The organism is Actinoallomurus sp. NBC_01490, assembly GCF_036227085.1.
In the GTDB taxonomy this organism is placed as follows: domain Bacteria; phylum Actinomycetota; class Actinomycetes; order Streptosporangiales; family Streptosporangiaceae; genus Actinoallomurus; species Actinoallomurus oryzae.
The window spans coordinates 11373487-11395431 of record NZ_CP109433.1 but is presented as its reverse complement, the minus strand read 5'-3'; the positions used below and the strand labels follow the sequence as shown (position 1 = coordinate 11395431).

The 21945-nt window shown below is 73.2% G+C and carries 20 protein-coding genes; 8 read left to right on the top strand and 12 right to left on the bottom strand.

The features are described from left to right. The first annotated feature begins 108 nt into the window (after positions 1 to 108). The 5 genes from OG417_RS52670 (at position 109) to OG417_RS52650 (ending at position 4436) form a co-directional block, all read left to right on the top strand. Positions 109 to 732 (top strand): hypothetical protein, encoded by a 624-nt coding sequence (locus tag OG417_RS52670; RefSeq protein ID WP_329246981.1) that lies wholly within the window; start codon positions 109 to 111, stop codon positions 730 to 732. Positions 733 to 912: 180 nt separating this feature from the next. Then, the gene (locus tag OG417_RS52665; RefSeq protein ID WP_329246978.1) at positions 913 to 1632 is read left to right on the top strand and encodes an SCO family protein; all 720 of its coding nucleotides are present in this window, start codon (positions 913 to 915) and stop codon (positions 1630 to 1632) included. Further along, on the top strand, positions 1629 to 2108 hold the full coding sequence (locus tag OG417_RS52660) for a copper chaperone PCu(A)C (RefSeq protein ID WP_329246974.1): 480 nt from the start codon (positions 1629 to 1631) through the stop codon (positions 2106 to 2108). The genes OG417_RS52665 and OG417_RS52660 overlap by 4 nt, the downstream gene beginning before the upstream one ends. Positions 2109 to 2172: 64 nt before the next feature. Further along, positions 2173 to 3396: a Dyp-type peroxidase gene (locus OG417_RS52655; RefSeq protein WP_329246970.1), complete on the top strand. Its 1224-nt coding sequence runs from the start codon at positions 2173 to 2175 to the stop codon at positions 3394 to 3396. Beyond that, the gene (locus tag OG417_RS52650; protein ID WP_329246967.1) at positions 3396 to 4436 is read left to right on the top strand and encodes a cytochrome c oxidase assembly protein; all 1041 of its coding nucleotides are present in this window, start codon (positions 3396 to 3398) and stop codon (positions 4434 to 4436) included. The genes OG417_RS52655 and OG417_RS52650 overlap by 1 nt, the downstream gene beginning before the upstream one ends. A gap of 18 nt (positions 4437 to 4454) precedes the next feature. Here OG417_RS52650 and OG417_RS52645 read toward each other — a convergent pair whose 3' ends face one another. The 8 genes from OG417_RS52645 to OG417_RS52610 all read right to left on the bottom strand — a co-directional run bounded on the left by OG417_RS52645 (position 4455) and on the right by OG417_RS52610 (position 14225). After that, positions 4455 to 4727, bottom strand: a complete 273-nt coding sequence (locus OG417_RS52645; RefSeq protein ID WP_329246964.1) for a DUF202 domain-containing protein — start codon at positions 4725 to 4727, stop codon at positions 4455 to 4457. Continuing rightward, on the bottom strand, positions 4724 to 6304 hold the full coding sequence (locus tag OG417_RS52640) for an MFS transporter (RefSeq protein WP_329246961.1): 1581 nt from the start codon (positions 6302 to 6304) through the stop codon (positions 4724 to 4726). Before OG417_RS52640 ends, OG417_RS52645 begins: the two co-directional genes overlap by 4 nt. A 288-nt stretch (positions 6305 to 6592) precedes the next feature. Further along, positions 6593 to 8404, bottom strand: a complete 1812-nt coding sequence (locus tag OG417_RS52635; protein WP_329246958.1) for a SulP family inorganic anion transporter — start codon at positions 8402 to 8404, stop codon at positions 6593 to 6595. Between the two features lie 240 nt (positions 8405 to 8644). Next, on the bottom strand, positions 8645 to 9415 hold the full coding sequence (locus OG417_RS52630; RefSeq protein ID WP_329246955.1) for a phosphatase PAP2 family protein: 771 nt from the start codon (positions 9413 to 9415) through the stop codon (positions 8645 to 8647). A gap of 96 nt (positions 9416 to 9511) precedes the next feature. Continuing rightward, positions 9512 to 11674 carry an MMPL family transporter gene (locus OG417_RS52625; protein ID WP_329246952.1) on the bottom strand — a complete coding sequence of 721 codons (2163 nt, stop codon included), beginning with the start codon at positions 11672 to 11674 and terminating at the stop codon, positions 9512 to 9514. 135 nt (positions 11675 to 11809) lie between these two features. Further along, complete coding sequence (locus OG417_RS52620; protein ID WP_329246949.1) at positions 11810 to 12364, bottom strand: TetR/AcrR family transcriptional regulator; 555 nt, start codon at positions 12362 to 12364, stop codon at positions 11810 to 11812. A 98-nt stretch (positions 12365 to 12462) separates the two neighbouring features. Continuing rightward, positions 12463 to 13146 (bottom strand): ABC transporter ATP-binding protein, encoded by a 684-nt coding sequence (locus OG417_RS52615; protein ID WP_329246946.1) that lies wholly within the window; start codon positions 13144 to 13146, stop codon positions 12463 to 12465. Continuing rightward, positions 13146 to 14225 carry an ABC transporter permease gene (locus OG417_RS52610; protein WP_329246943.1) on the bottom strand — a complete coding sequence of 360 codons (1080 nt, stop codon included), beginning with the start codon at positions 14223 to 14225 and terminating at the stop codon, positions 13146 to 13148. Before OG417_RS52610 ends, OG417_RS52615 begins: the two co-directional genes overlap by 1 nt. Positions 14226 to 14390: 165 nt before the next feature. On the opposite strand from OG417_RS52610, the gene OG417_RS52605 reads away from it, so the two are divergent. Both OG417_RS52605 and OG417_RS52600 read left to right on the top strand, forming a co-directional pair. Then, positions 14391 to 15611 (top strand): sensor histidine kinase, encoded by a 1221-nt coding sequence (locus OG417_RS52605; RefSeq protein WP_329246940.1) that lies wholly within the window; start codon positions 14391 to 14393, stop codon positions 15609 to 15611. Further along, positions 15608 to 16243, top strand: a complete 636-nt coding sequence (locus tag OG417_RS52600; protein WP_329246937.1) for a response regulator transcription factor — start codon at positions 15608 to 15610, stop codon at positions 16241 to 16243. Before OG417_RS52605 ends, OG417_RS52600 begins: the two co-directional genes overlap by 4 nt. Before the next feature lie 67 nt (positions 16244 to 16310). On the opposite strand, the gene OG417_RS52595 is transcribed toward OG417_RS52600, so the two are convergent. Further along, positions 16311 to 17297, bottom strand: coding sequence for an alpha/beta hydrolase (locus tag OG417_RS52595; protein WP_329246934.1), 987 nt, complete (start codon positions 17295 to 17297; stop codon positions 16311 to 16313). A 184-nt stretch (positions 17298 to 17481) separates the two neighbouring features. Beyond that, complete coding sequence (locus OG417_RS52590; RefSeq protein WP_329246930.1) at positions 17482 to 18108, bottom strand: response regulator transcription factor; 627 nt, start codon at positions 18106 to 18108, stop codon at positions 17482 to 17484. Positions 18109 to 18408: 300 nt separating this feature from the next. Here OG417_RS52590 and OG417_RS52585 point away from each other — a divergent pair, with 300 nt between their 5' ends. Then, positions 18409 to 19575, top strand: coding sequence for an acyl-CoA dehydrogenase family protein (locus OG417_RS52585; protein WP_442875636.1), 1167 nt, complete (start codon positions 18409 to 18411; stop codon positions 19573 to 19575). A 3-nt stretch (positions 19576 to 19578) separates the two neighbouring features. Here the strand turns inward: OG417_RS52585 and OG417_RS52580 are convergent, their stop codons facing one another. Both OG417_RS52580 and OG417_RS52575 read right to left on the bottom strand, forming a co-directional pair. Then, a complete protein-coding gene (locus OG417_RS52580) occupies positions 19579 to 20697 on the bottom strand; it encodes an NAD(P)/FAD-dependent oxidoreductase (protein ID WP_329246927.1) in 1119 nt (372 codons plus the stop codon). Beyond that, complete coding sequence (locus OG417_RS52575; RefSeq protein ID WP_329246923.1) at positions 20694 to 21944, bottom strand: MFS transporter; 1251 nt, start codon at positions 21942 to 21944, stop codon at positions 20694 to 20696. Before OG417_RS52575 ends, OG417_RS52580 begins: the two co-directional genes overlap by 4 nt. Position 21945 lies beyond the last annotated feature (1 nt).

The window sequence follows — 21945 nt, the reverse complement described above, 5'->3', positions numbered from 1 at the left end:
TCCAGCGGCTACCGGGTGTCCTCGCCTCCGGCGACGGGGGGTAACCTCGGTGTACTACACGTCGTAGTTTTCAGTGAGGTCATGGTTCCGCCTGGGTGGTTTCGGCTGGTGCGTGCCGGGGGTTTCGCCTCGGTGTGCGTCGTGCTGTCCAAGGCCGGGCATGACCTGATGGCGTCGCGTCCGGCGCCGGCGTGGTCGGGCTGGATCGCCCTCGCGGCGGTGAGCGCGGTGGGGTACTGCCTGGCCGACCGGCGACGGCCGCTGTGGTGGATCCTGCTCGCCGTGGAGGTCGCGCAGACCTGCCTGCACCTGTGGTTCACCTGGTCCACGCCCCCGGATCCGGGCGCGGCCCCCGGCCGCCTCGGCGTGGTGACGCACGGCGGCATGCACCATCTCTCCGCTGCCGGAACACCGCTGGGGATGTCCCACGGCGGCGGGATGTCGGCCGGCATGTGGGGCGCCCACGCGCTGGCCGGGCTGCTGGTCGCCCTGTGGCTGTACGCCGGTGAGCGGGCGCTGTGGCACGCGCTCGCGGCGATCGTCGGCTCCCTGGTCGGACGCACGCTCCGGTCGCTGCGGATCTTTTTGAGCGGCGGTCTCGACGCGGATCGCGGGACGTCCGGCGCCAACCCCTGGCGCGGCGAGGACGAGACCCCGCCCGCGCTCGCCGGGCTGCGGCACGCACTGGTGCGGCGCGGGCCACCCCGGCCCGTCGGCATGCACTTCATGTGATCACAAAAGGCGCCGGTGACACATCCGGCGCCGCTTCACCCGGTTCCGCCTGCCCGGCCGCCGGGCCGCTCATGCTCGTGAGCGTTCGCCGGCCGAGCACGACTCGCTCGCTCAGGTGAACGTGCGGGTTGAACGCCGCGGAGCCGTGGTCGCCGTACGCCCATTCACTTCAGGATCACGATGTTCTTCTTCTCTCATGCCACAGGACGCGGTGCCCGAGGCGCCGGTTCCCGGGCCACGTCCGTCCGGCGGCTCGCCGGCGCGGTCGCGCTCGGGCTCCTCACGGCGACCGCGCTGGGCGCCTGCGGGGGCCGGGCGGACTCGCCCCCCGTGACGGTCGCCGGGCCCACTCCCGAACTGCACGGCACGAGGATCACCACGCCGCTGCGCGAGCCCGACCTGACGTTGACCGGCACCTCGGGACGCCCGGTGAACCTCCTCAAGGCCACCGAGGGCCGGCTGACGCTGGTCTACTTCGGCTACACCCACTGCCCGGACGTGTGCCCGACCACGATGGCCGACCTGGCCGCGGCGCTGCGGGAGCTCACCCCGGCCCAGCGCGCCCGGATCGCGGTGGTGTTCATCACCACCGACCCGTGGCGCGACACCCCGAAGGTGATCAAGTCCTGGCTGGCCTCCTTCGACTCCTCCTTCATCGGGCTGACCGGCGACTACGCCAAGATCCAGGCGGCGGCCAAGCCGCTCGGGATCGCGTTGGAACGGCCGTCGTCGACCACGGGCGACTACGAGGTCACCCACGGCGCCGAGGTGCTGCCGTTCGGCACCGACCATCGCGCGCACCTCATCTACACGGCCGGCGTCTCCGCCACCGACTGGGCGGCCGACCTGCCCAAGCTCCTGCGGGAGCAGGCCGCGACGGCCATGGGAGGCGCCGCGTGAACCGCCCGGTGCGGGTCCGCCGTACGCCGCTGTTGGCCCTGGGCGCGGTGGTCGTCGCCGTCGCCGCCGCACTGGTGGCGTGGAGGTCGTCCGCTCCGGCGAGCCGGCCGGACCTGCGGGTCGTGGGCGCGTACGTGCCCCGGCCCGCTTCGCCCGACGTCGCCGCCGCCTACTTCACGGTGGTCGACGACGGAGGCGCCGGGGACGAGCTGACCGGGGTCGGCAGCGACGTCGCCGCCGAGACGATGATGCACCGCAGCACCGGCCGGACGATGGAGATGGTCGGCTCGGTCCCGATCCCGGCCAAGGGACGGCTGGTGTTCCGCCCCGGCGGCTATCACGTCATGCTCGAAAAGCCCGTACGGTCACTGCGGCCGGGCGACCACGTCACGTTGACGCTCCGTTTCCGCAGGTCGGCCCCGATCACCGTACGGGCGCCGGTCGAGCCGATCGGATACCGGCCCGATGGCGCGTGACCGTGAGGGGCGCGGCCCGGCCGAGGAATCGCCGTGCGCCGGTGACGGGCGGCGGCCGGAGGGAATGACCGACGACGGTCGGCGGGGCCGGGGGATGAGCCGCCGCGGGCTGTTCGCGATGACCGCGCTGGCCGGAGGCGCCGCCGTGGCCACCGGCGGCGCGGGTGTTGCGGCGGCGGCACGCGGTGAGTCCGCGCGTGGCCGTGGCGAGCACCGGATTCCCTTCGACGGCCGGCACCAGGCCGGGATCCTCGCGCCGTACGCCGCGCACGGCTGGTTCGCCGCCTTCGACCTGGAGCCGGGCGCTGACGCGGCCCGGCTGCGATCGATGCTGCGCGCCTGGACGGACGCGGCACGCCGGCTGACCGCGGGCCGGGCGCCGTCCGGAGACGACGCGATGGCGACGGGGTACGGCCCGGCGGGGCTGACGATCACGGCCGGATTCGGCGCCTCGCTGCTGCGCCGGCTCCGCGTCCCGGTCCCGGCCGCGCTGGCCCCGCTGCCCGCCTTCCCGCGCGATGAGATCGATCGCGCCCGGAGCGACGGTGACGTGGGCGTGCTGTTCACCGCGGACGACGCCATCGTGGTCGCGCACGCCCTGCGTACGCTCACCCGGCTGGCGCGGGGAACCGCCCGCGTCCGGTGGCAGATGAGCGGGTTCAGCACCACCGACGGCGTCGTCACCGGCCAGAACGCCACCCCGCGCAACCTGATGGGCCAGCTCGACGGCACCGGCAACCCCCGGCCCGGCGACCCGGGCTTCGACTCGAAGATCTTCGTCGGCGACACCGGCCCGGCGTGGATGCGCGGCGGGACCTACCTGGTCTTCCGCCGGATCCGCATGCTGCTCGACGACTGGGACACCCTGACCCGGCACCGGCAGGAGCAGATCGTCGGACGCCGCAAGGACACCGGTGCTCCTCTGTCGGGCGGGACCGAGTTCACCCCCTTCGACCTGGACAAGCAGAATCCCGACGGATCGCTCGCCATCGGGCCGAGCGCCCACGTCCGGCAGGCGTCGCCGCGGTCCAACGAAGGCGCGACCATCCTGCGCAAGGGCTTCTCCTACTTCGACGGCTACCGCGCCGACGGCACGCCGGACGCCGGCCTGCTGTTCCTGGCCTTCCAGGCCGACCCGGCCGACGGCTTCACCCGGATCCAGCAGCGGCTCGCGCTCGCGGACGACCTCAGCCGGTTCCTCCGGCACACGTCCAGCGCGCTGTTCGCGGTCCCGCGCGGCTGCGGCCTCACCGGCTATCTCGGCCACGACCTCATGGAGGCACTCTGATGGACCATTCCATGACCATGGGCGACCCGCTGGCGCCGCTCACCTGGGCCCGGGCGTTCACCACGTGGCGGTTCTCGCCCGTCACCGCGGCGCTCCCGGCACTCGCCCTGCTGCTCTATCTCGGGGGCGTGGTCGCCGCACGCCGGGGCGGGACGCGCTGGCCGCTCGCCCGTACGGTCGCGTTCACGGCCGGGCTCGCGGTCGCCGGCGCGGCGATCATGGGCAGCCCCGGCGTGTACGGGGACGGCGGTCTGCTGTGGGTGCACATGATCGAGCACCTGATGCTGATCATGGTGTCGCCGTGGCTGCTGTGCCTCGGCCACCCGGAGACCCTGCTGCTGCGCGCCACTCGCGGAGCCGTCCGGGAACGCGTCGAGTCGATCCGGGCGTCGTGGTTCGTCAGGGTCGTCCGCTCGCCGCTCACCGGACTGGCCGGGTACGCGGCGGTGCTGTTCGGCGTCCATCTGTCGTCCTTCATGGACGTGATGATGGGGTCGCCGGAACTGATGGCGCTCGAGCGCGCCCTCTACCTCGGCGGCGGATACCTGTACTTCTCCCGGCTGCTGACCTCCGACTCTCCCCAGGTCGAGCTGCCGTACCCGCTGCGGCTGTTCAGCCTGTTCATGGGCATGTCCGCGGACACGATCGTGGGGATCGTCCTGCTCCAGGCGATCCATCCGCCCTTCCGCGCCTACGCCGAAATGCAGCCGTCGTGGGGGCCGGGCCCGCTGGCCGACGTCCACGGCGCGGGCGCCGTCATGTGGATCGGCGGCGACGGCCTGATGTTCGTGATGATGCTGGTCGTCGCCACCCGATGGCTCACGGACCGGTCGCCGCAGGCGGCCCGGGCCGGTGCCTTCCTGGAGTCGGTCCGGCAGGCGACTCTCGCCGGCACCGGTCACGACGCGTCCGGGCACACCCCGGACCAGAACCGTGAGCGGCTCCGGGCCAGCGGCGACGTCGACGAGGACGACGCGGCCCTGGCCGCCTACAACGCGATCCTCGCCGACCTCAACCGTGCGCCACGCGACGGCCGTTGACCCTCCGTCCCCGGCCGGTCAGCCCTTCACCAGGACGGCCGTGAGCGTCATCAGCGCGACGGTCACGACCGCGGCGGCCATCAGGAGGGGACGCCGGGTGCCGGAGTCCGTTCGGCGGCCGGCACGCCAGACCAGCGCGCTCAGGGCGAGCGCGGGGACGCCGACGGCGGGGTCCACCTTCACCAGCGCGCCACTGAGCGAGGCGAAGGCGATGGCGGTCCGTCGCCAGGCCAGTTCGGTTCGCTCCTCGGCCAGACCCCGGTCGGAGGCCGCTTCTGGTCGCGGGGTCATCGGCCGCGTGCGGCGGAGAGGACCAGGACCGTCGCGGAGATCACCGCGATCGCCCCGACGGCGAACGTCAGCACCTTCGGCAGAACGGACCGGGGCAGCGGCTCGGACCGGTACAGGGCGCGGCGGTTGCGGCTCAGCTCCAGGTGGCCGATCACCGCGATGACGGCGCCCAGCAGGATCAGCGGGACGGCGAGCGCGGGACGTCCCCACGGCACGCCCGGGAACGGGCGCAGCAGCTGGGCGACCGCCAGACCGGCCGCGACCAGGGCCAGCGCCGTACGGTTCCAGGCCAGGAACGTGCGCTCGTTGGCGAGCAGGAACCGCGCGTCCGGCGGTCTCTCCGGGGCGGGGATCGGGGTCGCGGGCCCGCCGCCGCGCCAGGTCCGTACGGCGACGGGCGCCGCGAGCACGAGCACCGCGAGGCCGAGTGCGGCGAGGGCGAGCCGGGCGCCGGCGGGGCCGTCGCCGAGCGACCCGGTGAGCGTGACGGTCGCCACCGCCAGCGCCATGCCCGGCTCACCGGCCGCGCCGGGTCGCGCCCGCTCCGTCGAGGGCGGCGGGACCGCGTTCCGCGCGATGACGAGCGTGCCCAGGAGGACGCCGAGGGCGGCCAGCAGGACGGCGTTCACCGCTCCCGGCACCGGATCCGCGGCGATGCCTGCGGTGACGGCGAGACAGCCGGCCGCCGCGACGACACCGCGGAGGCGGTCGCCGGTACGGTGCGCCGGGCCGAGCAGGGCGGCGAGGACGAACCCGCCGGGCAGCGCGGCCGTGACCAGCCCGGCCACGGCCGGAGGCACACCGCCGGCCGCGCACAGCCCGGGCAGCAGCACCAGCGGGGCGAACAACGCGAACCGGCCGGCCACGATCCCGGAGAGCGGGGCCCCTCGTCCGTGGCGCGGCGTCGCGGAGGCCACCGGTCCACGGCCGGCCGGGTCAGGCTCGGCGATGAGCCTCACCGCGCGTGTCCGGGGGAGCAGACAGCGCCCGGCCACCGCGCCGGCGCATCCGGCCGGAACCCCGGCCAGGAACACCCACCGCCACCCCGCCGAGGCGATGACCAGACCGCCGGCGACCGGCCCCGCCACCAGGCCGAGGAGTGGTGCCGCACGGAGCACGCCGGTCGCGGCACCCGGTCGTCCGGGGACGACGCCGGCGCTCATCAGGGCGAGGCCCCCGGCCTGGACCATGGCCGCGCCCACCGCCTGCACCTCGCGGAACGCGATGAGAACCCCCAGCGAGGGAGCCAGCCCGCACGCCGCCGAGGCCGCCGCGACGACCACGAACCCGTACGTCCAGGTCAGCTTGTGGCCGACCGCACCGGCCAGCCGGGCGACCGGAGGCGCCGCCGCGACCATGGTCAGCAGCGGGCCGAGCGACACCCACTGGACCGCGGCCGGCGACACGCCGAAGTGCCGCCGCAGCGCCGGCAGCGAGAACACGACGACGCCCGCGTCGCACCGCAGGAGGAACGCTCCCGCGCACACCGTCGTCGCCGCGAGCCATCCGGCGTGCCGGTGCTCGCGCACGACCCGGGGCCGGGGCGCCTCCGTACGCAGAGCGCCCAGAACCGGCATGTCCCCACCTCTCAACGTTAGTTCTGTAAGGGAAGGACATTACGCAACATAGGCATTCGATGACGCATAGTGACACTGGCCGTACGGGGTGACGACGGTGCGGCCGGAGAGAGAAGGTCTTGACCCGGCCGCTCATTGCGTCGCGAGCCGAGTCATGAGTCCTCCTTCGTCGGAGGGTGTGACCACAGAGGCGTGCCTTCGACTCCCTCGCTTCGCTCGGTCATGTGTCCTCCTTCGTCGGAGGGTGTGACCACAGAGGCGTGCCTTCGACTCCCTCGCCTCGCTCGGTCATGCGCGCCGCTCGTGGTGCGGGTCCGCGGTGCCGATGAGCGAGCGCGCGTGGACCAGCGCGGCGGCGGGGTCCGGGTGGACCAGGTCGGCAGGCGGGCGCCCGCCGTCGGTCGCCTGGCTGATGAGCCGGTGGTGGCGGGGGCGGACCCCGGCGAGCAGCACGGTCACGCCGCGGCTGCGCAGCTGCGTGATCGTCTCACCGAGTACGCGGGCCGCCGTCAGGTCCAGCGCCGAGACATCGGCCATGCTGAGGATCACCACCCGCCGCCCGTTCACCTGGCCCAGGCCCTGGAGGAGCCGGTGAGTGGCGGCGAAGAACCAGGGGCCCTCCAGCCGGTAGAGGCCGATGTCGCCGACCCCCGCACGCTCGTGACCGGCGCCGTTCCCGTCCGCGCCGCCAAGGTCCGCGCCGTCTCCGCCCGCACCGTTTCCGCCCGCACCGTTTCCGCCCGCACCGTTTCCGTCCGCGCAATGCGGCTCCAGGGGCATCGCCTCGATGCGTCCGCTGCGGGCGAGCGCGGCCACGGTCACCACGGTCGCGATGACCACTCCGGCGGCGACCGCCGCGATGAGGTTCACCATCACCGTGACGATCAGCGTGAACGTCACGATCAGAGCGTCGCCGGCACTCGTTCGCACGATCGTGGTCAACGACCTGATCTTGATCATGCGCGCGGCGGCGCCGAGCATCAGGCCCGCGAGCGCGGCGCGGGGGATCGCCGAGACCAGGCCGCCGGCCGCGAAGGCGATCACGGCGAGCGCGAGAGCGTGGGTGAGAGAGGCGAGCCGGGACGTCGCGCCGCAGCGGACGTTGACCGCCGTACGGGCCAGGGTCGCCGTCGCGGGAACGCCGCCGACGAGGGGCACCGCCAGGTTGGCCAGGCCCTGCCCGAACAGCTCCCGGTCCGGGTCGCTGCGCTCTCCGGCGCCCAGCGCGTCCACGACCGCGGCCGACAGCAGTCCCTCCAGGGCGGCCAGCACGGCGATCGCCAGCGCGGAGGGCAGGAGGGTCACCGCGACGCCGAGGTGGAGGAAGTGCAGCGACGGCGAGGGCAGGCCGGAAGGCACGTCGCCGATCAGCTCGAGGTGCAGGGGGAGGAACCGGGCGGCCAGCGTCGCCGTCGCGATGGCGATCAGGGCGACCGGGAGCTTCGGCAGGCGCCGGCTGCCGACCATCATCGCCGCGGCGACCGCCGCCGCCATCAGCAGAGGTGCGGGGCGTACGTCCTTCAGGTAGTCGGCGACCGACGCGACGGCCGCTCGCCACACCTTCTCCCCGTGCCGCGCGTCGAGCCCGAGCGCGGCCGGGACCTGCTGCAGGGCGATCACGATGGCCACCCCGACCGCGAACCCCTCCACGACCGAGGCCGGCACACAGCGTGCGTACCGGCCCAGCCGGGCCAGCGCGGCCAGGATGAGCAGGACGCCCGCCATCATCCCGGCGAGCAGGGCGCCCTCCACACCGTGGTGGCGGATGATCGGGACGAGCACCACGGTCATCACTCCGGTGGGCCCGGACACCTGGAGCGCGCCGCCGCCGAAGATGGCCGCCAACGTGCCGGCGATCACCGCGGTGGCCAGCCCCGCCCGGGCGCCGAGGCCCGAACTCGCCCCGTAGGCCAGCGCGAGCGGCAGCGCCACGACCGCGACCGACAGCCCCGCCAGCACGTCCCGGCGCGGGTCGCGCCGCATCGCGGCCCAGTCCGCTCGCCCGGGGAGCAGGGCGGTCAGCCGGTCGCGCAGTGCCGGCCGGCGGCGGCCGCGCCGAGCGGCGGTCGCACGCCGGGATGAAAGCATGACCTCTCGCATCACACGCCTCCGTCCGCGCACATGCTCAGTGATGATTTTCCGTCGATTACAGAGAGTAATTACGGATGCGCCTGTGGCGGCAGTTACGGAATAGGCTGACTGCGCTTCCTGGAGGGCATGGGATTGTCGGCGGGCACGCTACATGCGAAATTCCAAATGCCGACAGGAACAGTAGAATATGTTGGGTACATCAACGCACACAGTTATGGCATCTCGACCTATTCAGTCAAGGGAGCGTCGTCACGGCCGGGGAAACCCGGGAGCGGGGGTGCCGTCCGGCCTCGACGTGCGTTCGGGTTCGGGCCCGAGCGACCCGGGGGCGGGCGCCCGGATGAGGAAGAGCGCGACGGCCAGCAGGGTGACGGCCACGATGCCGTCCAGCCAGTAGTGGTTCGCGGTGGACACCACGACGAGCAGGGTGGCGGCGGGATGGGCCAGCCACAGCCAGCGCCGGCGGCCGCGGCCCACGGTGATGAGGCCGACCGCGATGACCAGCGCCCAGCCCACGTGCAGGGAGGGCATCGCGGCGAACTGGTTCGCCAGGCCCTGCGTGTCGACGTCGCCGTACGGGGACGGGCCGACCAGGCGTCCGGTGTCGACGAGGCCGAAGGCCGGGACCATGCGCGGAGGCGCGAGCGGAAAGGCCAGGTGCAAAGCCAGGCCCGCGCCGGTGAGCGCGGTCAGGACGCGGCGTACCCACACGTAGTGGCCGGGATGGCGCCAGAACATCCAGACCAAGAACACGATCATGGCAGGGAAGTGCACGTTGGAGTAGTAGAGGTTGGCCGCCTTCTCCACCGCCCGGCTGTGCAGGATGAGGCCCTGCACGGAGGCCTCGCCGGGCAGGTGCGCGGCGCGTTCCCAGCTCCAGACTCGCGCGGCGTTGGCGAAGGCCTGCGAGACATGACCGTTGGCCGCGAGCCGGCCCAGCCGGTAGAGGCCGTACAGGACGATGACGAGAAGGAGCTCCCGTACGATCTTCGGCCGGGACTTGGGGGGTGTCGGACGCACGGTCCTGTCCTTTCTGGCCTCGTTGCCTCGACCAACCGGCCCCGACCGACCTCCCGGCGTGCGCACGCGCGACGAAGCCTCGGGGGACATCCGGCGCTAGCGGGCGCTGTAGGTGTAGGGGGCCTCCTGCGGTACGGCGGGCTCGCGGCGGAGTTTCTCCCCCTCGATGTCCAGGTCGGGCAGGACGCGGTCGAGCCACCGGGGCAGCCACCAGGCGGCACGTCCCAGCACCGCCATGACGGCGGGCACGAGGGTCATGCGGACGACGAAGGCGTCGATGAACACGCCGACCGCCAGCGCGAATCCGATCGACTTGATGATCGGGTCAGGAGTGATCATGAAACCGGCGAACACCGAAATCATGATGATGGCGGCGGCGGTGACGACGCGAGCGTTTTCTCCCAGACCGTTGATGGTGGCCTGCCGCGGCGTGTCGCCGTGGACGAAGTCCTCGCGCATCTTCGAGACGATGAAGACCTCATAATCCATGGCCAGGCCGAAGAGGATGCCGATCAAAATGATCGGCAGAAAGCTGATCAGCGGTCCAGGAGTGGCCACCCCGACGAGGCCGGCCAGGTGGCCTTGCTGGAAGACCGCGGTGGTGATACCGAAGGTGGCCCCGACGGTGAGCAGGAACCCGGCGGCCGCCTTGATCGGTACGAGGATCGACCGGAAGACCAGCATGAGCAGCAGGATCGACAGGCCCACCACGAGCAGCAGGTAGATCGGCAGGGCGCGGGCGAGCTTCTCGGAGATGTCGATGCCGACCGCGGTGGTGCCGGTCAGCGCGATGTCGGCGCCCTGGACGGCGGACACCTTGTCCCGGATGGCGTGGACGGTGTCCTCGGTGGCGGCGTCGCTGGGGCCGGTGGTCGGGATGACGGCGACCAGGGCGGTGGTCTTCGCCTCGTTGTACTGGGCGGGCGCGACGGCCCGTACGCCGTGGACGCCGTTCAGGAGGGTGGCGGCCTGTTGGGCGGCGGCGCGGGTGGCCGTGGCGTCGTGGCCGGAGACCACGGCGACGAGCCGTCCGTTGTAGCCCTTGCCGAAGCCCTCGCTGGTCAGGTCGTACGCCTTGCGCTGGGCGGAGTCCTTGGCGGCGGTACCGGCGTCGGGGAGCGCCAGGCGCATGTGCGTCACCGGCAGGGCCAGCGCGCCGAGAGCCACGACGCCGACGAGCAGGATCGGCAGCCGCAGCCGCGTGACGACACGTCCCCACCGGTACCCGAGCTTCTCCTTCTCGTGGACGCCGACCCGGCCGGCGCGGTGGCGGCGGGGCAGCACCCGCGCGCCGGCGAAGGCCAGCACCGCCGGCAGCAGGGTGAGGGCGACCAGCACCGCGACCGCGACGGTGGCGGCGGCGGCCAGGCCCATGGCGGCCAGGAACGGGATGCCGACCACCGAGAGCCCCGCCAGAGCGATCACCACGGTGGCGCCGGCGAACACCACCGCCGATCCGGCGGTGCCGATCGCGCGTCCCGCCGCCTCATCCGGCTCGATCCCGTCCAGCCGGTACTGCCGGTAGCGGGAGGTGATGAACAGCGAGTAGTCGATGCCGACGGCCAGGCCGAGCATCAGCGCCAGCACCGGGCTGGCGTCGTTGAGCTCCACCACGCTGGTCAGTGAGTACAGCCCGGCCATCCCCACCGCGACGCCGATCAGCGCGTTGAGCAGCGTCATGCCGGCGGCCACCAGCGAGGCGAAGGTGATGAGCAGCACGACCGCGGCGACCGCCACGCCGATCCCCTCGGTGGCCTCGCCCCCGCCGCCGTCCTTGGCGACGTCACCGCCGGTCTCCACCCGCAGTCCGCCGTGCGCGCCGCGGGCGATGTCCTTGTACGCGGTGCGCTGCGCGTCGCTGATGTCGGCGATCTGCCCGGCGAACTGCACCTGGATGAGGGCGTAGCGGCCGTCGGGCGAGACCGACCTGGCCTGGAACGGGTCGGCGGCCCCGACCACGCCGGGGACCGCCTTCGCCTGCCGGACGATGGGCGCCACCTGCGCCTCGGTGAGCTTCGTGTTCGCGGGGGCGGCGACGACGATGGTCCCGGTGGCGCCGCCGGCGGCGGGGAACTCCTTCTTCAGGGCGTCCATCGCCCGCTGGGACTCGGTGCCGGGCATGCGGAACTCACCACTCGTCGGGCCCTTGAACGCGACCGCCGCCCCGCCCAGGGCGGCCAGCAGGATCAGCCAGACGGCCACGACACGGCCGCGGCGCCGGAAGCACGCGCGGCCGAGCCGGTAGAGCAAGCTCGCCATGGGGAGAACGCCTTTCCTTGAAAGGAACGGGGAGAAGGGCAGCACGAAAAGAGCTGCCGGCGGCGGTGATGGGGGATCAGGGCCGGAGCGGTGGCGGTCCGGCGTTCAGTCGGGGTGGGGTGGGCCCGCGGTGGCTTAGCCGGGCGTACGGCCCAGCGTCCGCAGGGCGCTGACGGTCATCGCCTCGCGCAGGGAGTGTTCATCCATCTGGAGTTCACTGGCGCCGGTCAGGAACATGCCGCCCAGCGCCATCGTCGCGGCCACCTGGTCCAGCGGTGCGGACGAGCCGCCCGCCAGCGCGCCGACCAGCCGCTGTCCGACGCCTTCGAGACCCTCGATGTCGGCCTCCCGCAGCGAGGTGGCGTCGGCCATGTTGTCGAACAGCACCTTGATCTCCTGGCGGAACCGTACGGTCAGGTCCACCAGCCCGGCGACGCCGGCGCGTACGGCCTCCTCGCCCGGCAGGGCCGCCAGCCGGGCGTCGAGCGCGACCACCTCCTTGCCGACCGGCAGCAGCAGCTCGCCGAGGATCGCCTCCTTGTTGCTGAAGTGGTAGAGCAGCGAGGCCTTCGAGCATCCGACCTCCGCGGCGATGTCCGCCAGCGACGTTCCGCGGAACCCGTGCTGGACGAACAGCCGCAGCGCCGCGGCGAGGAGCTGGTCGTGCAGACCGGTGGACGAACGCGCCATGGGTCCACCCTAGCTGTCCGATCGGTCAGTTCTGACCGATCGGACAGGTAGTCGGTGTGGGTTTCGTCACCGCGGTCGACGATGGCGCTCGTGGTCGGTCAGCAGGCCGGGGCCGGGAGGTGGAGGCGCCCGTCGTGGATCTCGACGATCTGGTCGGCGGCGGTCAGGTGGGTGCGGTCGTGGGTGACCAGGATGGTCGCGGTGCCTCGCTCGTGGGTGAGGGAGGTGATCAGCTCGATGATCGCGGCGCCGCGTTCGTGGTCGAGGGCGCTGGTGGGCTCGTCGACCAGAAGGATGGTGGGGCCGTTCATCAGGGCGCGGGCGATGTTGACGCGCTGGCGCTGGCCGCCGGAGAGCCGGTGCGGGCGGCGGTGCGCGTGGTCCGCGAGGCCGACTGTGTCGAGCAGGTCCATGGCACGTGCGCGGGCCTTGGCGGGTGAGCGGCCGTCGATGTCGGCCATGACCTGGAGTTGTTCGGCGGCGGTGAGCGAGGGCAGCAGGTTGGGCTGCTGGAAGACGATGCCGATCTTGTGACGGCGCAGGTCGGTGAGTTGCCGGCGGGTCATGCCGGTGGTGGGGGTGCCGTCGACGGTGACGGTGCCGGCGTCGGGGGAGATGAGGGTGGCGGCGACCGCGAGCAGGCTCGACTTGCCGGAGCCGGACGGGCCGGCCACGGCGGTCAGGCTGCCCCGGGGGACGTCCAGGGTGACCTGGTCGAGGGCGGTCAGGCGGCCCTCGCCGTCGGGGTAGGTGAGGGTGATGTCGTTCAGGGTCAGGCTCATCAGGCGCTCCCCAGGGCGGTCAGCGGATCGACGGAGGTGATGCGGCGGATGGCCAGCGTGGCCCCGAGCGCGCCGAGCACGACCGTCACGGCGGCGGGGACGAGGACGGCGGCGGGGGTCAGGACGAAGGGCACGGCCGAGCCGGAGACGGCGGAGCCCAGGCCGGTGGCGAGGCCGGTGCCGGTCGCCGTGCCGCCGGCCAGCAGGACGACGGCCTGGCCGAGGGCGTCCTTGAGCAGGTGGGCGGTGGAGGCGCCGAGCGCCTTCAAGACGGCGACGTCGCCGCTCCGCTGGATGGTCCAGACGGTGAAGAAGGCGCCGATGACCAGGGCGGAGATGGCGAACAGGAAGCCGCGCATCAGCTGCAGGGAGCCGTTCTCGGAGGTGTAGGAGCCGATCGCGGACAGCGAGTCGCGCTTGCCGACCGTCCTGGTGCCCGCCGCCCGGTCGCCGGCCGGCACGTCGGCGCCGGCGCGAGTGTCCAGGGCGATCACGGTCGCGGTCGGGCCGTCGCCGGTCGGCCGTGCGGTCCTGCGCCAGACGTCGAGGCCGATCCAGACGACCGGGGTGTGGCTGAAGGAGGCGTCGCCGTGGACGGCGGCCACGGTCAGCTTCTGCCCGGCCAGGGTGAAGCCGTCGCCGGGTCCCACGCCGAGGTCCTCGGCGGCCGTGGCCGACAGCACCGCCGAGCCGCCGCCGAGCGCGCCGCTGCCGGGGACGAGGCGGGAGCCGGGCCGGACGCCGAAGGCCGACACCCCGGCGGTGTGGTCCCCGGCGGTGGCCTTGGTGGTGGTGATGCCCAACGGTTCGGCGCCGGTGACCCCGGGGACGCCGGCCCACTGCCGCCACTGCCTCTCGGTCACCGTGGAGTCGGCGTACGACAACTTCTGCCCGCCGGCGGGCGCGTTGAAGGCGATCTCGTCGGCGGGCAGGCCGGTGATCGCCGAGGTGTTCTGCCGGCTCAGCCCGGCGGTCAGTCCGGACAGCAGCCCGACCAGCAGGGTGATCAGCACGATGACGGTCGCCATCAGGGCGAACCGCCCCTTGGCGAACCTCAGATCTCTCCAGGCGACGAACACGGCCGACCCCTTGCGACGGTGGAAGCGGTACGTCTCCACCGTCGCCGCCGAACCCCTCGCCCGGCATCCGCCGGGCGAGCGCACTTCGCGGGCCGAACGGCGGCACGAGGGTTCTAACTTTCGATACAGGCCCTCCACCGGGGACTTCCCTAACCTGGAAGGACCGTGAACACCACCGCCGCCGCTCCGGCCCCCGCCACCCGGGTACTGACCTGGTGCCTGCACCTGCTGATCGTCGGCCTGCTCGCCCTGGCCGGCGGACGGGCCGTGGCCGACGGCCGCCCGCACGCCGCCGTGGTCGTCGCGGTGGCGGCGGTGTGCGCCCTGGCGTACGGGGCCGGACCGCTCGTTCTCCGCGTCCGCCGTTCCCGGCGTACCGCCGCCGGGTGGGTGGCCGCCGTGGGCGCCGCATGGATGGTGCTGCTGGTCCTGTCGTCCGACGGAGTGTGGGTCGCCTTCCCGCTGTACTTCCTCCAGCTCCACCTGCTGCCGCGCCGCAGCGGACTGGTCGCCGTGGGCGCGACCGCGCTGGCGGCGATCGTCGCCTTCGCCACCCACCAGGGCGGCTTCGGCGCCGCCATGGCGATCGGCCCGGTCCTCGGGGCCGCCGTCGCGGTCGCGGTGGTGTGGGGATACCAGGCGCTGTACCGGGAGATCGAACACCGCCGGCGCCTGATCGAGGAGCTCACCGCCACCCGCGCCGACCTGGCCCGCGCCCAGCACACCGCCGGCGTGCTGGCCGAACGCGAACGCCTGGCCCGCGAGATCCACGACACCCTCGCCCAGGGCCTGTCCAGCATCCAATTGCTGCTACGCGCCACCGGGCGCGCCCTCCCCGGACGCCCCGACGTCGCCGCCCGCCACGTGGAGCAGGCCCGCCAGGCCGCCGTGGACAACCTCGCCGAAGCCCGTCGCTTCGTCGCCGCCCTCACCCCACCGGCCCTGGACGACACCACCCTGGCCGGCGCGCTGGAACGCCTGTGCGCCACCGCCGGCGCCCGGCACCGCCTCACCGCACGCTTCCACCTCACCGGCGAGGCGGCACCGCTGCCGACCGCGCATGAGGTCGCCCTGCTGCGCATCGCCCAGTCCGCCCTCGCCAACACCGTCCGCCACGCCCACGCCGGCACCGCCGAGGTCACCCTCAGCTACCTCGGCGACCACGTCGCCGTCGACGTCACCGACAACGGCATCGGCTTCGACCCCGCCCGGCTTCCCGACCCCGACCCGGAGAGCGGCGGCTTCGGGCTGGCGGCCATGCACGCCCGCGTGCGCGCGCTCGGCGGCACCCTGACCGTCGAATCCGCCCCCGGCCACGGCACCGCCCTGGCCGCCCGGCTTCCCGTCCGCCGGCCCGAGCCCGCCGAGCCCGGGGCTCGCCCGTGACCGGCGTTCCCATCCGTCTCCTCCTGGCCGACGACCATCCCGTCGTACGAGCCGGGTTGCGCGCCGTGCTGGAGACCGAACCCGGGCTCGTCGTCGTGGCCGAGGCCGCCACCGCCGAAGACGCCGTCGCCCGAGCCGCCGGCGGCGACATCGACGTCGTCCTGATGGACCTGCGGTTCGGCACGGGCATGAGCGGCGCCGAGGCCACCGCCGCGATCACCGCCCGCCCCCACGCCCCCCGGGTTCTGATCGTCACCACCTACGACTCCGACGCCGACACCCTGCCCGCCATCGAGGCCGGCGCCACCGGCTACCTCCTCAAGGACGCCCCGCCCGAGGACCTGGCCGCCGCCGTGCGCACCGCCGCCGCCGGCCGTACCACCCTGGCCCCCACCGTCGCCGACCGGCTCATGAACCGCCTCCGCGACCCCGTCACCGCCCTGACCCGGCGCGAGACCGAAGTCCTCACCCTGGTCGCCGAGGGCCTGTCCAACCAGGCGATCGGCCGCCGGCTCCATCTCACCGAGGGCACCGTCAAGTCCCACCTGGCCCGCGTCTACACCAAGCTCGGCGTCGACTCGCGCACCGCCGCCGTCGCCACCGCCACCGACCTCGGCTTCATCCGCCGCTGATCCGACCGGCGAACGTGGCCCGGGGCGCGTGGGCCGTTCTCTCGCCGGCCGCCGAGCGGCCCGGCGTTCAGGCGGGCAGGGAGGCGAGCCAGCCGGTCAGGATGGCGTTGACCTCCTCGTGGCGCTCCTGCTGGATCCAGTGGCCGCACCCGTCGAGCAGGTGGGAGGAGACCAGGCCCGGCAGGGTCGTGGGGTAGGCCTCGATGGCGTCGGCCATCCATGTGGTCGAGGCGTCCAACGCACCGCCGGCGAACACCGACGGCTGGGTGATGGGGGCGCCGTCGAAGTCGGCGAGGTCGGCCCAGTCGCGGTCCATGTTGCGGTAGCGGCCCAGCGCCCCGCTCATCCCGGTCCGTTCGAACTCCCCGGCGTACACGTCGAGGTCGTCCCTGCTGAGCCAGGAGGGCAGCCGGCCGGTGGGGAACCGGTCGCGCAGCGTCCCGCCCCGGGACACGAAGTGCGGGTCCGGGGCGTCGGCGGGCGGCATGGTGTCGGCGGACAGGGCGGCGTAGAAGCCGGCGAGCCAGCCGCGGACGTCCGGTTCGATCTCGGCCTCGGCCCGCCCGGGCTCCTGGAAGTAGCCGACGTAGAACTCCTCCTCGCCGCCCATCCGCGCGAAGACCTCGGTGGGCCGCGGCCCGCCGCGCGGGGCGTAGGGCACGCTCAACAGCCCGACCGCGCGGAAGACGTCGGGCCGGACGAGGGCGGAGTCGGCGGCGATGGTCGCGCCCCAGTCGTGGCCCACGATCACCGCCGTCCGCTCGCCCAGGGCGTGCACGACGGCGACGTTGTCCTCGACCAGTTCCAGCATCCGGTACGCGGCGGTGTCCTCGGGCCTGGAGGAGCGGCCGTACCCGCGAACGTCGATCGCGACGGCCCGGTAGCCGGCCGCCGCCAGTGCCGGAAGCTGGTGGCGCCAGGAGTACCAGCACTCGGGGAACCCGTGCACCAGCAGCACGAGCGGCCCGGTGCCCTGCTCGACCAGGTGGACACGGCCGGCGGGGGACGGAACCAGGCGATGGGTGAGTTCCCCGACCGGAGCGGGTTGCGACATCGAACCTCCAGAACCTTCGGCGGGTGCGGTACGGCGGCCGGTGCCGGACCGGCCCACCGGATCGCATCATCCGGCGTACGGGACGACCTGCGCGAATATCGTTGCGGTTTCCGCAAAATCCCGGTGCCGTGCCGTGATCCGGGGAGGCCGGAAGACGGTCTCGTTGAGCTTTCCCCGCCGCGGCTCAGAGCCAGCCGGCCTCCGCCGCGATCCGTACCGCGTGGGCGCGGTTGCGGGCGCCGAGCTTGAGGGTGGCGGAGGCGAGGTAGTTGCGTACGGTGCCGCCCGACAGGCACACGTGCGCGGCGATCTCCCGGATCTCGTAGCCGCCCGCGTACCGCTGGAGGATCTCGGTCTCCCGGGACGAGAGGGGACTGGGTTCGGCGTCGAGCGCCGCCACGGCGAGCTGAGGCGGGATGACACGGGCGCCGGTGCCGGCCTGGCCGATCGCGTCGAGCAGCTGCTTGCCGGGAACGTCCTTGACGATCAGTCCGCTGACGTTCGCCGCGATGGCGCGTCGAAGGTGCCCGGGGCGTACGACGCCCGTGACGACGATGACCTTGCACCGAGGGAGCAGCGTGCGGAGCTCTTCGATCACACTCAGCCCGTCGACGCCGAGCAGGTCGATGTCGAGCACGGCGACGTCGGGCCGTTTCTCGGCCGCGGCGGCGAGTACCGCTCGCCCCGTCGTCGCCTGCGCGACGAGCTGGACGCCGTCCTCCCGCTGGACGAGGGTGGCCAGAGTGTTCTTCCGCAGCCGGGTGTCCTCGGTGATCAGGACGCGGAGCCGGCGCCGCTCTCCGGTGGTCATCGGCTCACCTCGCGGGCCGGGGAGGCCGCGCCGGCGAGGGCGGACGGCGGCGCCGGGCGCCGGACGCGGGCGACTGGACGACGGGGAACGCTGAGTCACTGATCTGCATCGGCCTTGCTGACGGAGTGGGTGCGCGGCAAGGCTAACCGCGCACCACCGGGCGCAGTCGCCACGATGCGCACGGGTCCTCGCCATCTCGCGCACACCTTCGGCGGACCACCGGCCGTCCGTACGCCGGGTGAACCTCGCGTTCCGTCGGCGCGCATGATGGAACCGCTGTCGCATCGGGAGGGGACCAGCGTGAGTACTTTGGACATGCTTTCGGAGGACGAGCGGTTCGTCGTCGGCACCGTGCGCGACTTCGTCGACAAGGACGTCAGGCCGGTCGTGCAGGAGCTCGAGCACGCCAACACCTACCCCGAGGCCCTGATCGAGCGGATGAAGGAGCTCGGCGTCTTCGGCCTGGCCGTTCCGGAGGAGTACGGCGGCACCCCCGTCTCCACGCCGTGCTACGTGCTCATCACCGAGGAGCTGGCCCGCGGCTGGATGAGCCTGGCGGGCGCGATGGGCGGCCACACCGTGGTGGCCAAGCTGCTGCTGCACTTCGGCACCGAAGAGCAGAAGCGCCGTTATCTGCCGAAGATGGCCACCGGCGAGGTCCGGGCGACGATGGCCCTGACCGAACCGTCCGGCGGCTCGGACCTGCAGGCCATGCGCACGGTCGCCCGCAGGGACGGGGACGGATACGTGATCGACGGTTCCAAGACCTGGATCACCAACTCCCGCCGGTCGCAGCTGATCGCTCTGCTCTGCAAGACCGACCCGGACGCCGAACCCGCACACAAGGGCATCTCGATCCTCCTCGTCGAGCACGGCCCCGGCCTCACCGTCTCCCGCGACCTGCCCAAGCTGGGCTACAAGGGCGTCGAGAGCTGTGAGCTGTCCTTCGACGGCCACCGCGCGAGCGCCGACGCCGTCCTCGGCGGCGAGGAGGGCCGCGGCTTCGCCCAGATGATGAAGGGGCTGGAGACCGGCAGGCTCCAGGTCGCGGCCCGCGCCCTGGGCGTGGGCCGGGCGGCGCTGGAGGACTCCCTCGCCTACGCCCAGGAGCGCGAGTCCTTCGGCAAGCCGATCTGGGAGCACCAGTCGGTCGGCAACTACCTCGCGGACATGGCCACCTCCCTCTCGGCCGCCCGCCAGCTCACACTCCACGCCGCGCGCGAGGCCGACGCCGGCCGGCGGGTGGACATGGAGGCGGGCATGGCCAAGCTCTTCGCCTCCGAGACCGCCATGCGGATCGCCCTCGACGCCGTCCGCGTCCACGGCGGATACGGCTACTCCACCGAGTTCGACGTCGAGCGCTACTTCCGCGACGCGCCCCTGATGATCGTCGGCGAGGGCACCAACGAGATCCAGAGAAATGTGATCGTCCGCCAGCTCATCAAGCGCGGTGGCCTCGACGCCTGAGTGTCACTGTTCGCCGGGACGGCGTGGCGCGGCGACCGGCGGCGCGGTCGAGGTCGCGAAGCGCTGCGGGCGGTACGCGGCCAGCGGTTCCTGCGGTTCACCGGCGAGCTCGGCGGCGACCAGGCGCGCGAGGACCGGCGCCAGCGTGACGCCGCTGTGCGTGACGAGCGCGTAGATCCGCCGGTGCGGGTCGGTCCAGCCCGCGATGGGAAGCCCGTCCGCCGGGAGCGGCCGCCGCCCGACCACCAGCGACCGGGCGGTGACCGCGTCCGTGCCGAGCAGGGCCCGTACGCGGGCGATGATCTCCTCGGCCGTCGGGTGACCGGGGTGGTACTCCTTCTGCGGATCCACCTGGGCGTCCAGGTCCAGCGCCTGCGCGATCAGCCCGTCCGGACCGTCCGGCCGTACGTGCACCGACGAGGTGAACACCACCCGGCGGAGCCGGAGCCCCGGCGCGGCCGCGCGCAGCAGGAGGCCGACGCCGGGGGCGCCCACGCTCTCGTGGTCGCACAGCGGCGTCGCGGCCCCGAGCAGCCGGGGAGTGGCCGTGCCCGCGGCGACGACCACCCGGTCGGCGGCGAGTGTCTCACCGTCGTCCAGGGTGACGACGGCGCCGGCCTCGTCGGAGCGCAGCGACGTCACCGTACGCCCCTCGACCAGGCGGGCGCCGTGCCGCCGCGCCTCCGCGCAGCGGTACGCGACGGTCTCCGCCGGGTGCAGGACCCCCTCGTCCGGAAAGAGCGCGGCCCGGTCCGGGGCGGTGGGCAGCTCGGGGGCGATCCGCCGGGGGTCCACCCACTCGGCCCGGTAGCCCCGGGCCGTGAGGGTGGCCATCCGGCGTTCGAGGTCGGCGGCGTGCGCCGGCGCGGTCGCCCATTCGAGGCGCCCGGAGTTCCGGTACCCCGGCGGGCGCTCCGCCAGGTACTCCCGGACTCCCGCGAGGTTCAGCCGGTAGTAGGACTCCGGATGCTTGTTGCCCGCGTTGATCCACGCGAAGCTCGCCGCGCTGGTGCCCGAGCCGAAGCGGTGCGCCTCGACGAGGACGACCCGCCGGCCGCCCGCCGACAGGCGGGCGGCCAGCGTCGTACCGAGGATTCCGCCTCCGACGACGACGGTGGTCATGCCGCCAGCGTCCGCCCGGCGGTCTCGGGAAGCAACCAGGCCGAGCCCGCGACGCAGAGGGCGAACACGCCCGCGATGGAGATGCCGCCGGACAGGCCGACCAGCGGCGCCAGGCCGGTCACCATCACCGGCCCGAAGAAGGTCAGGGCGCGGGCGACGTTCCACACGAAGCCCGCGACGGTGGAGCGGACCTCGGTGGGGAAGTTCTCCACCACGAGCGGGCCGATCCCGGAGAAGGTCCCGGTGCCGACGCCGGTCACGAACATGGCCACCTGGAGGAGCCCGGTCTGGGTGTCCAGCCGGTTCCACAGCAGGGTGATGGAGAAGATGCCCAGGGCGAGCACGACCGAGTACGCGGTCAGCGTGAGGCGCCGGCCCCAGCGGTCGGCCACCCAGCCGAAGGTCAGGTAGCCGAGCAGGCTGCCGGTCTGCAGCACCATGAACCAGCCGAGCGAGTGGACGACGTTGATGTGCCGCTCTTTCGCGAGGTAGTTCGGCAGCCAGGTGTAGGGGATCCAGAAGGCGAACATGTCGAAGGTGGTCAGCGCGAAGACCACGATCAGCGTCTTGCGGTACGGCGGGCGCCAGAGCATCGCGCGCATCTCACGCAGCGGTATCCGCTCGGTCTTCCGGCCTCCGCTCGCCTTCGCCTCCCACACCGGCGACTCCGGCATCCAGACCCGGACGATCAGCACCAGTACGGCGGGCGCCGCGGACAGGACCATGGCCCAGCGCCATCCCACGGCCGGGGCGAGCAGCGAGCCGACCACCGAGGACAGCATTATCGACAACGGTGAGGCGGCCTGCAGCAGCGCCGCGAACCGGCCGCGCAGCACGGCCGGGAAGGTCTCGCCGACCAGGGTCTGGCCGACGCCCCACTCGCCGCCGACGCCGATGCCGGCGATGATCCTGGCCACGAACAGCATCCACGTCCCGTGGGTGACGCCCGTGAGCAGGGAGCCGAACGCGAACAGCAGGATCGAGTACTGCAGCGACTTCTTGCGGCCGACGGCGTCGCCGAGCCAGCCGAAGAGGATGCCGCCGGCCGCGGTGGCCGCGAGCTGGAGGCCGACCAGCCGCGAGTACGTCGACTCGGCGAGGTGGAGGTCGGCGATGACGGCGACCGAGATGAAGCTGAGGACGGTGTTCGTGTAGGCGTCGAAGAAGAAGCCGGCCCAGGACATCGCGAAGATCCGCCGGTGCAGGCCGGTGAGGGTGGAGGTTGCGGGTGGGGTGTCGGTGATCATG